General features: G+C 54.1%; 9 protein-coding genes and 1 pseudogene. 6 read left to right on the top strand and 4 right to left on the bottom strand.

Features of this window, described 5'->3' with window-relative positions:
* Positions 1-457 precede the first annotated feature (457 nt).
* A pseudogene (locus M4I36_RS16155) lies at positions 458-776 on the top strand (transposase).
* A gap of 184 nt (positions 777-960) precedes the next feature.
* Here M4I36_RS16155 and M4I36_RS16150 read toward each other — a convergent pair.
* Both M4I36_RS16150 and M4I36_RS16145 read right to left on the bottom strand, forming a co-directional pair.
* On the bottom strand, positions 961-1,158 hold the full coding sequence (locus tag M4I36_RS16150) for a hypothetical protein (protein ID WP_258112787.1): 198 nt from the start codon (positions 1,156-1,158) through the stop codon (positions 961-963).
* A 734-nt stretch (positions 1,159-1,892) separates the two neighbouring features.
* On the bottom strand, positions 1,893-2,360 hold the full coding sequence (locus M4I36_RS16145; RefSeq protein WP_258112786.1) for a hypothetical protein: 468 nt from the start codon (positions 2,358-2,360) through the stop codon (positions 1,893-1,895).
* A gap of 244 nt (positions 2,361-2,604) precedes the next feature.
* Here M4I36_RS16145 and M4I36_RS16140 point away from each other — a divergent pair, with 244 nt between their 5' ends.
* The 5 genes from M4I36_RS16140 to M4I36_RS16120 all read left to right on the top strand — a co-directional run bounded on the left by M4I36_RS16140 (position 2,605) and on the right by M4I36_RS16120 (position 7,995).
* Positions 2,605-3,804 carry an acyl-CoA dehydrogenase family protein gene (locus M4I36_RS16140; RefSeq protein WP_258112785.1) on the top strand — a complete coding sequence of 400 codons (1,200 nt, stop codon included), beginning with the start codon at positions 2,605-2,607 and terminating at the stop codon, positions 3,802-3,804.
* Between the two features lie 70 nt (positions 3,805-3,874).
* Positions 3,875-5,044 carry an acyl-CoA dehydrogenase family protein gene (locus M4I36_RS16135; protein ID WP_258112784.1) on the top strand — a complete coding sequence of 390 codons (1,170 nt, stop codon included), beginning with the start codon at positions 3,875-3,877 and terminating at the stop codon, positions 5,042-5,044.
* A 49-nt stretch (positions 5,045-5,093) separates the two neighbouring features.
* Positions 5,094-6,299: a thiolase family protein gene (locus M4I36_RS16130; protein WP_258112783.1), complete on the top strand. Its 1,206-nt coding sequence runs from the start codon at positions 5,094-5,096 to the stop codon at positions 6,297-6,299.
* A gap of 38 nt (positions 6,300-6,337) precedes the next feature.
* Positions 6,338-7,159 carry an IclR family transcriptional regulator gene (locus M4I36_RS16125; protein WP_258112782.1) on the top strand — a complete coding sequence of 274 codons (822 nt, stop codon included), beginning with the start codon at positions 6,338-6,340 and terminating at the stop codon, positions 7,157-7,159.
* A 14-nt stretch (positions 7,160-7,173) separates the two neighbouring features.
* Positions 7,174-7,995, top strand: coding sequence for an alpha/beta hydrolase (locus M4I36_RS16120; protein ID WP_258112781.1), 822 nt, complete (start codon positions 7,174-7,176; stop codon positions 7,993-7,995).
* 69 nt (positions 7,996-8,064) lie between these two features.
* On the opposite strand, the gene M4I36_RS16115 is transcribed toward M4I36_RS16120, so the two are convergent.
* Together M4I36_RS16115 and M4I36_RS16110 are read right to left on the bottom strand one after the other, a co-directional pair.
* The gene (locus M4I36_RS16115) at positions 8,065-8,436 is read right to left on the bottom strand and encodes a YunG family protein (protein WP_258112780.1); all 372 of its coding nucleotides are present in this window, start codon (positions 8,434-8,436) and stop codon (positions 8,065-8,067) included.
* 8 nt (positions 8,437-8,444) lie between these two features.
* Positions 8,445-10,016, bottom strand: a complete 1,572-nt coding sequence (locus M4I36_RS16110) for a M20/M25/M40 family metallo-hydrolase (RefSeq protein WP_258112779.1) — start codon at positions 10,014-10,016, stop codon at positions 8,445-8,447.
* Between the last annotated feature and the right edge of the window lie 5 nt (positions 10,017-10,021).

Raw genomic sequence — 10,021 nt, 5'->3', positions numbered from 1 at the left:
CTTTTAGTAGATTGCACTCGATGGCTTTTTCGTCAAGATCTAGCCGTGGAATTTACACCACTACCTGAGACTCTAACGCGTTTGGACAATGGTTTCCTTCGTCAAGCGTCATCGGGGCTACAGGTTTCGTGGTGGTTGTACTCGGATTGCTGCTATTGTCTCGGCGCAGTTTTCGAACAATATAAGCACGTTCAACAAGGTAGCCCATGGGCTACCTTGTTGAACATACGGAGGCGAGTACGCAGTAAGGACGACCGTTCCAAACTGCATAAATATGAAGAATCCGGCATCACGGACGCCACTTTCTTCTTCATTTTTCAGTTGCGGAAAACAGCGCGGTCTCTCGCCGCTGTGAGGAGTTCGACGACGTCGTGCAGACCTTCAAGAACTGTCCGTTTGAGGACAAGCACCCATATGTGTGAATTAGATTATATTACCTAAAGCGAGATAGTGTGGAATGGTGCGGAGTATGGCGTTGGTGATTGTGATTGGAGTAGGAGACACTGGCGAGAGTGAAGTATTGGGGTTCGACATGGGCGCCAGCGAGGACGGTTCGTTTTGGCTGACGTTCTTTCGTAGTCTGGTCGCACTTGGGCTAAGTGGTGTGCGGTTAGCGATGGGTTATGCACACAGGACTTCGCAGGGCGATTGGCTCTGCGCTGACCGGAGCAACGTGGCAGCGTTGCCGTGTTCACACAATGCGCAAAATCCTTAGCCAGGTGCCAAGGCCGTCACAGTCCATGGTATCGCCGATTGTTCGGACGATTTTTGCTTAACCAGCGCAGGTGCCACCAAACAGCAACTGACAGTCGTTGTGGAGTGACTTCAAGAGCAGTTCCGAAAGCTGGTGGATGTGTCAGTACGGGCTAAGGCAGACGTATTGGTGTACATGGCATTTTCCGAGGGAGCAGTGGAGGCGGATATGCTCGAGGAACCCGCTAGAGCTTGTAAACTGTGAACTTAGGCGATGCCCGATGAGGCGGGTATCTTCCCTAGACGAGAATCCGTCCTTCGTCTCGAGGCCGCCTTCTCCAAGAGCAAAATGATGACTGGATGGTCACCAGAGGCTACCGCATCCAAGGGTCCATGGCCAAACTCACCGGCACCGACGAATAGCCATTGCTGGCGCGAACGTCCGTCTTGCATAAATCGTTGCACTAAGCAGTTGCACTTGACGGGACACCATTTGACGGGACACTACCCAAAGGAATTACGGCGAAAGATGTGACAACTCCAGTCACTGTATTTAAAGCTCATTGAAAACATTCAGTCGCCATTATCCAATACACAAATAGACACGCTATGATTTTGGTAGTATTCGTTCCACCATAACCCAAGACAAGAGTCGTAGGACAGGTATGATACATGCTACGATAAGGAAAAGAATGAGATGGGTTACTGCAAACATGATGAGACAAGTCACACCGAAGACAATTATGAGCCAAATCATTGCGATGCCGTTCAGTGGCGTGAGTCGAGGATTCCACCCAAGTGCTTGTTTCGAATAGCATGTCAAGTGATAGGCGGCTATGATGACCGGGAATTGCAGAATGGTTATGAGATCTCCACGCGAGGTAATTTCATCGTCACACCGTTCGCAGAAAATTTTCCGCTTCTTATTTTCGGATTCATCCATCAAAAAACCTCCTCATAATGAAGCATCACCATCAGTATACATGATACGACACTAATGGATGGTTTTGTCGAGGAGTTGTTCTTTTCGATCTCGATTTATTGACTTGGAGATGTTGCTGTTCGTCCTGTGGTCCCCATCCGTACTGTAAATTAGGCGGGTACCAACAAGACACCCGTGTTGGTGGCATAGGCACGGAGCCCGAAATCTTAGACGAACGGAATAGACAGGGTCTGCTCAATGACTCTAATAACTGACTCTAATAACTGACAATAGCCGACCCCTGAGCATTGACACCGCGCACGCGGTGATTGTGGGCGGACACTTGAAATTGAAAAGTGACCTGTTGATCTCGCCCCCAAAATGGTCCACTGAGCCGAGAACGGAGTGTCCAGTCGATGTAATGCGTGCCACTCGGTCCACGGGTAATTCGCACGTGGCCAGGGTATGAAGATTTTCCGACGTATTCTGGATAGCCAGTAAGGCTTTCGACCTCTTTGACAATCGAATTTGGCTTGGTGTGAATGAAAATGATGTCCAGTGCTTTCCAAGCAGGACTTGCAACGACTTCCTTCGGGTTTGTCAATGCTGGTCCTTGACCGAGACTTTGGCTGCTTGCGCTGGTTGATGTTGATGGTGTAGCAGGTGTCGAGCCACAGCCAGTCACGAGCAAGACGGTCAGGAGCGGCGCGGCCAAGAGCAACATGCCCATCTTAAGTCGATTCACTGAAATTCCTCCTTGTCCCTGCAAGCCAAAGTTTTGCCCCTCTATTATACCCACAAATACAGACAGTCCAAGGGTGGTCTTCTGTCCGTTTGGACATATAGAGTCCCGAAGCCATTGACAGCGCTTTCGTTGATTCGATATCCTTTATTTACGTATGGAAACGTCATTTCATATATGAAATTTGAATAGGGCAACTCATTTCTTCGTTTGCCGTCGGAGAGCCTATGAGGAGGCGATAAGGTCGATGGATTTTTCCCTCAGTGCAGAGCAGTTGGAGTTGCAGACGATGGTGCGGAAATTTACGAAGTCAGAAATTGTGCCGAACATGCGAGAGTGGGATGAACGTCATCACTTTGAACTCGGAGTGGTGAAAAAACTAGGCCAGTTGGGCTTGATGGGTGTTTGTATTCCCGAACAGTACGGTGGAGCCGGTATGGATTACAATTCGCTCGCGATTGTCTGTGAAGAGCTGGAGTACGGCGATACGGCCTACCGGACTGCCGTATCCGTCCACACGGGGTTGAACAGTATGACCTTGTTGCAGTGGGGGACGGAGGAGCAGAAACAGAAGTATCTCGTGCCACAAGCTCAAGGGAAGCAACTGGCAGCATTCGCGCTGACGGAACCGGACGCAGGGTCGGATGCGGGGGCGTTGCGAACGGCAGCGCGACGGGATGGAGATGAGTATATCCTCAGCGGATCGAAAATATGGATTTCGATGTGCGACTATGCTGACAACTTTCTGGTTTTCGCAACGGTCGCTCCAGAGTTAAAGCACCGAGGGGTCACTGCGTTTCTCGTGGAGCGGACGATGAAGGGTGTGTCTACGAGACCGATTCGAGGCAAGCTCGGAATTCACGGTGGGGACACGGGAGAAGTGATTCTCGACGAAGTGCGGGTTCCGGTGGCGAATCGGCTGGGAGAAGAGGGAGAGGGTTTTAAAATTGCCATGTCAGCGCTGGACAATGGGCGATTCACGGTCGCGGCAGGGGCAACCGGACTGATTCGGGCCTGCTTAGATGCATCTGTGACGTATGCGAAGGCACGTCAGACGTTCGGGGTGCCGATTGCGCAGCACCAATTGGTCAAGCAGATGCTGGCGAAAATGGAGGCCGCCTATCAGACGTCGCAACTGCTGGTCTACCGGAGCGGCTGGTTGAAAAACCAAGGGCTGAGGAACACCCGCGAGACATCGCTAGCCAAGTGGATAGCCTGCAACGGGGCCTTTGAAAGTGCTTCCGATGCGATTGAAATCCATGGGGCCTATGGGTATTCAAACGAATACCCGGTAGAGCGATATTTGCGCAACTCCAAGGCGCTGGTGCTCTATGAAGGCACACGGGAAATCCACACGTTGATGCAAGCCGAGTACGTCCTTGGCGAGCGGCAAGACAAACCACTCAATCGCATGTTGCCCGCGTGGCGAGGCCCGGACGACAACTGAGCGCTGGGGCAGTTGAGTGAATGGACAGTACTTTTAGCTGAGGAACAATCGGTAGAAAGGTGGGTGCCCCATGGATTTTACGCTGTCCGAGGAACTATTGGCGATGAAGGAGACCCTTCGTGACTTTATTGCCGCGGAAGTCGAGCCTTACGCGATGCAGATTGAGGAAGAGGACGAGGTGCCAGAGGAGATTCTCGAGAAGTCTCGGAAACTCGGGCTGTTTGGGCTCAGTGTGCCTGAAGTGTACGGTGGCATGGGATTGTCCATGCTGGGCAAATGCGCTCTATTCGAGGAGCTAGGCGCGACGATCAACGGTTACACGACGATTTTGGGAGCGCACAATGGAATCGGTTCGGTTGGGCTTGTGGAATTCGGTAGCGAGGAACAAAAGCGACGGTATTTGCCCAAGATGGCGAGCGGCGAGTGGATTGGAGCGTTTGCGTTGACCGAGCCACAAGCGGGATCGAACGCTGCCGCGCTAAAGACGACGGCTGTGCGAAAAGGTGACCGCTATGTGCTTCAGGGGCAGAAAATCTACATCACCAACGCTCCCTACGCACATGTCTTCACCGTCATGGCAATGACGGATGCAACGCGCGGTGCCAAGGGCATTACGTCCTTCATTGTGGAGCGAGACTTTCCGGGATTTTCTGTCGGCAGTGTGGAGAAGAAAATGGGCCTGCACGGGTCGCATACGGCACAGTTGTACTTTGAAGACTTGGAAGTTCCCATCGAGAACGTGCTCGGTGCAGAAGGCGAAGGATATGTCAATGCTCTGAAAATTCTTGCCAATGGGAGAGCTGGATTGGCAGCCCGCTGTTTGGGCTCCTGTCAGTACTTGTTGGAACGCTCGCTCCAATATGCATTGGAGCGAGAGCAATTCGGTCATCCAATTTTTGAGCAGCAGATTATTCAACACTATTTGGCGGACATGGCGACGGAGATTGAGACCTTGCGCTGGATGATGTACCGAGTGGCATGGATGACGGACGCGGGAAAGAACGTGGTGAAAGAGGCTGCCATGCTGAAACTGTACGGTTCCGAAGTTTACAATCGAGTGGCGGACAAAGCCGTGCAGATTCACGGTGGAATTGGCTACATCGCGGACTATCCGATAGAGCGGTTTTACCGTGACGCGCGTATCACACGAATTTATGAGGGTACGTCAGAAATACAGAAAAACATCATCGCCGCGCAACTTCGCAAGGAAGCAGAACGGTGCAATTCTGGCGCTCGGTGACATGGCAGCCCGGCCATCGGTTGGCACGGGTTAGAGGAGAGTGAATGAGATGGAAAAAGTGTGGCTTGTGGAGTATGTACGAACACCGATTGGCCGTCAAGGCGGGGTGCTGAAGCAGGTTCGCCCGGATGATATGGCGGCGCTTGTCATTCGCACCGTCATTGAACGAGCGGGTGTAGCCGCATCGATGGTGGAAGAGGTGTTCTTTGGCTGCGCCAATCAAGCTGGTGAGGACAACCGGAATGTGGCGCGGATGGCTCTGTTGTTGGCGGGGCTTCCGGAGAGCGTGCCAGGAGTCACAGTCAATCGACTCTGCGCGTCCGGTTTGGAGGCCTTCAATCAGGCGGCCCGCGCCATCATGGTCGGCGAAATGGATATGGCCATTGCAGGCGGTGTGGAGAGCATGACGCGTGCTCCGCTCGTGTTGCAAAAGCCTGAGATGGAATATGTGCGTGGCAATCAGACGATGTGGGATACGACGCTGGGGTGGCGGATGGCCAATCCCAATTTCCCTTATCCGACGGAGAGTATGGGTGAGACCGCAGAAAACGTGGCGGAGCAGTTTGGCATTTCTCGGGCTGACCAAGACGCATTTGCTCTCTCGAGCCAGAAAAAGACAGCTGCCGCTACGGCTTCTGGAATTTTTGCGGAAGAAATTGTCCCCGTTCTCGTCCGCCAGAAGAAATCGGAGGTGATGGTGACAGAGGATGAGCATCCCCGCCCAGAAACGACCGTGGATTCACTCTCCAAGCTGCGTCCCGCGTTTCGTGAGGGGGGCAGTGTGACGGCTGGCAATTCCTCTGGCATCAACGATGGGGCGGCTGCACTGTTGCTGGTCTCCGAAAGTGTCGGGCGGCGTCTGGGACTGCGTCCGCTAGCTCGTTACGTGGCTTCTGCGTCGGCTGGCGTCAATCCGCGAACAATGGGGATTGGTCCAGTACCTGCCACAAGAAAAGCATTGGCCAAGGCTAACATGGATGTTTCTGACTTAGATGTGATTGAACTGAATGAGGCGTTTGCGGCTCAGTCTCTGGCGTGCATTCGCGAATTGAGTCTTCCGCCCGAGAAGGTCAACGTCAACGGTGGAGCCATAGCTCTCGGTCATCCGCTCGGCTGTTCCGGGGCGCGCCTAGTTGGCACATTGGCACGGCAATTGGGTCGATCCGGTGGACGTTACGGCCTAGCTACTCTCTGCGTGGGGGTAGGCCAGGGGGTGGCAACCATACTCGAACGCGTAGATCCTCTGACCGACTGAGCGTCTGACGAACGTGACAGAGGGGAGCGTGTGGTGGAATGAGCTACCATGTGCCATCGGTTGCGGCTGCGGCTAAAGTGCTCAAGTTGTTGAGCCGATATCGGCACTCTAACAGTTCTTTGACGGAGATTGCGGAAGCTCTTCAACTTAATAAAACGACTTGTTTGCGTGTGTTGCGCACGCTCGAGCAGGAGGATTTTCTATGCTATGACCCGGACACGCGCAAATACCGTTTAGGCCCATACCTCATTGCGCTCGGCAATCGCGCGGCGGAGATGGGGGACGTGGTGTCCGCGGCGATTGCGGAATTGCCGCGCGTTGCTGAGGATGTTGGACTGACGGTGGTGCTCGTTCAGCGGCTTCAAAATCAGCGTCTCATTTATATTGCTTCAGCGGCGCCAAATAATGAGGAGGTACGGATTGAGGTCTCGGTGGGACAACAGTTTCCGGAGTCTAGGGGCGCTTTCGGGCAATGTTTTGCGGCATTCGAGACCGAACTAGAGTCGGCGCGGCGGACGGAGGAAAGACCGGATCGACCAGACCCACCGCACAGCCAGCGCTCTTCTCGTTCGTCCGAGAGTCACCTGCGGCATATCCGAGAAATTGGCTATGCTGTCTCGCACGGCGAACTAATGCCGGGTTTTTCTTCCATTGCGGTCCCCATTTTTAATCGCCGCCGGCAGGTGGAGTTGGTAGTTGCATGTTTGGCCGTCTCGTCTCAGCTCTCGCCAGAAGTTGTGACTAAGACGGCTAACATCCTATTGGATGCGTCCGGTCGGCTTTCGCGATGGTATGGCTGTGACCGTTCCGACAGAACTGTAGAGGGCCACTCTGCACGAGTCGTCGAAGGTACCTTGTAGAGGGGGGAGTGACGATGTCAAGTAGCGTTTTTCGTGATTGGCTCTGTGAACGCCCGCAGGCTGTGCTCATTCTCATGCATGGCCTCGGCGAATACAGTGAGCGCTATGATTGGGCGGCCGAGGAGTTTCGCCGCTCGGGCTATGCCGTGTTCTCCGGCGATTTGCCGGGACATGGCGAGTCCACAGGGCGGCGTGGGCATATTCAGCGGTTTGATGATTTTCTCGATGTTGTCGACGAACAGTGTCAGCGAGCTGAGCAGAAGTATCCTGGCGTTCCGATTGTTTTGTTTGGTCACAGCATGGGTGGGCTGATAGTCATCCGGTATTTGCAGACGCGCTATCGACCCGGCTCTGTGCCCAAATTACACGCTGTTTTGCTCAGTTCACCGAGTCTTCAGACGACCGTGCAAGTCTCGCCAGCGCTGATGAGGGTCGTGCGTACCATGAGTCGAGTGTCGCCAACGTTGTTGCAATCTACGCGCATTCAACCGGAAGATGTCTGTCGGAGTGCCGAAATTCGCGAAGTTTACGCGCGGGACCAACGGATTTTACACAAGGTCACGGTGCGATTTCTCGATGAATTTTTTCGCGCGATGGATGCAGCCGTCGCGGCACCTGTCAGTGTCGAAGTGCCGGTCTTGTTGTGCCAGGCCGGGTCGGACAGATTGGTTTCCGCCGAGGTTAACAAGCGCTTCATGGAGCGCTTAAATGCTCCGCAGAAGCGCTATAAGGTCTACCCGACATGCTATCACGAACTGTTGAATGAGCCGGAGCGGGAGACCGTCCTCACAGACATGATGGACTGGTTGCGCAAGGTGGATATTCCATCGTTATAGGCTAGAGCTAGAGGTGTGGTGGCAACTCCTTGGGGCCGCTCCAATGCGTGCGTATGGCCCCGCCGCGACTTACGAAGATACACCATTGGAGTTCGTCTCCAACCAACGATGAAAAAACTCGCGGCGCAGGGCCATGGACTCTTCAGGTTTGACCAGCGCCTCTAGTTCGGTTCGCGGGCAACGTTCGTCCGCGTAGACAACGCGCTCCGTATACTGGGTGGCTGTGCAGTCGACCCGGTCTCCATCAATTCGATTGTAATAGTGCCACTCTTGGTCGACTCGGGTACGCAACAATTCGCCGCCGAGCAAGTCTTGAAGAAAGAGAGCGGTGACCGCCCCCTGGCCTCGCGAAGGCAGGTCAGGCGTATAATTAGAACTCGTTTCTTTCGACCAACATGCCTCTAAAACGCGCAAAATGCTTTCCAACTGGTTGTGTAGCACGGGTCACTTCATCCCCTTTCCAAACAGGTCGCAAGCAGACAGAGCAAATGTGGCAGTTTGTTGAAAGTGTACGGCGTATGCACGGACTCATCTGGCTGGTGAGCGCCAATACCGGTGGAACCGACCATCAGAGTAGGCAACGTTCGTTTGGGGCCCGCAGTCGCGAATGCGTCGGTCGGAAAATTGGCCGAGAAGGTAGGGTCGTCCCAGTCCGGAGAAGACGTCAAAAAACTGAGATCCGATATGTACGGGAAATAGCGGCGAACCTCAAATTGCAAGTCGGCTTCCCTGCCAAAGCGCATCAGGCCATGAACGAGGCTGGTTTCTACAAGTTTGCCCGCATCCACTCGAGGAATGAGTCCGTTGGCGAAGTAGACCACGACTACCGGGCCTGTCTCTTGCCGCTGATGTTGAACTTGTTCTACCAAGTATTCTACCAACAGACGGCAGCGCTCCCGCAGATCTACCCCAAATGTGAGCGACGAAGCATAGTGCTGTGCGCCTTGGCGAACCTCCTCGTTTGCCATCTCCCACAGTGTTGCGTAGGTGTAAACGGGCACCTGATGAGTGGTATGGCTCCCACTTCGGCGCGTGGCATGTTTCATGGCCGTCTGAACCGCACTCTCCACCTCACTTCGAAACCGAGCTAATTGTTCCGTCGGGGTACGATGCATATGAAATAGATTGTAATACCCCGTGGCAGAAACCGCAGTTTGCACATCGTAGTATGGTTTGCCGTCTTTTTGACTGAGCGATACAGGCAGTGGCGAGCGTTCATCTCCCTCTGCATCACACAGATCCTCGTTGTAAACAATGCGCGCCGTGACGTGGGCGAGCACAAAATTCGGGTCTAGGCCTGCTTCTGGTTCTGCTGCGTGGCTGGGCACGCCGCGAACGTATACGGCTGGCAACAATTTGCCAATGCTGCCAAGATAGACCGGATGCGGAGCGGAGGATGGTGGGTCTTTGACATAGTCCGTGTTGATGGCGGCAGTCAAGACGATGCCGTGCGTTTCGAGATAGTGGTCTAGCCATGCGGAAAGCGTCTTGACGCCGAGGGAACTGACCTCTTCGTCGGGCGTAGCCGCAAAAAACAAGTGGTCTTCGACATCTGCGTCGAGCAGGTGCTCAAAGGCAGTCAGTGCAGCAGCCACCCCCGATTTCATATCCAGAATTCCTCGACCAAACAGATATTCCCCACTTTTCGCGCGCGCCGCTGCGGCTGCTCCGAAAACTCCATCTTTGACCAACTCTGTGAGTTCCATCGGTCGATACGCCAGCGATTCCAGCGCTCCGTAGTCGGAAGTGCCAACCGTGTCGGTGTGTCCGAACAGCAAAATTCCGCGTTGTGACCGCCCTTTGCGGTGCGCGATGAGGGTTGGACGAAAGAGCGGATCGTCCGTCGAAGGAACCAGAAACAACTGAAAATCGCCGCGTCCGTAGCGCGGATGGCGCGAGAGGCGATGGTGCAAAAACTCGACGATGGTCGATTCCCCGGCACTGCCGTTGACGGACGGTATGGCAACCAGGTCGAGCGTCAAGTTACGGGTGGCCAAGCTGAGAGATGTGGATGATGTCACGCGGC

The sequence above is a fragment of the Alicyclobacillus sp. SP_1 genome (assembly GCF_024706985.1).
GTDB lineage: Bacteria > Bacillota > Bacilli > Alicyclobacillales > Alicyclobacillaceae > Alicyclobacillus_I.
This window is presented reverse-complemented; position numbering and strand designations above follow the sequence as displayed.

Bases quoted from the DNA above. Each gene is read 5' to 3' on its own strand.
- M4I36_RS16140 (WP_258112785.1), top strand. From the start codon at position 2,605: ATGGATTTTTCCCTCAGTGCAGAGCAGTTGGAGTTGCAGACGATGGTG.
- M4I36_RS16135 (WP_258112784.1), top strand. From the start codon at position 3,875: ATGGATTTTACGCTGTCCGAGGAACTATTGGCGATGAAGGAGACCCTT.
- M4I36_RS16130 (WP_258112783.1), top strand. From the start codon at position 5,094: ATGGAAAAAGTGTGGCTTGTGGAGTATGTACGAACACCGATTGGCCGT.
- M4I36_RS16125 (WP_258112782.1), top strand. From the start codon at position 6,338: ATGAGCTACCATGTGCCATCGGTTGCGGCTGCGGCTAAAGTGCTCAAG.
- M4I36_RS16120 (WP_258112781.1), top strand. From the start codon at position 7,174: ATGTCAAGTAGCGTTTTTCGTGATTGGCTCTGTGAACGCCCGCAGGCT.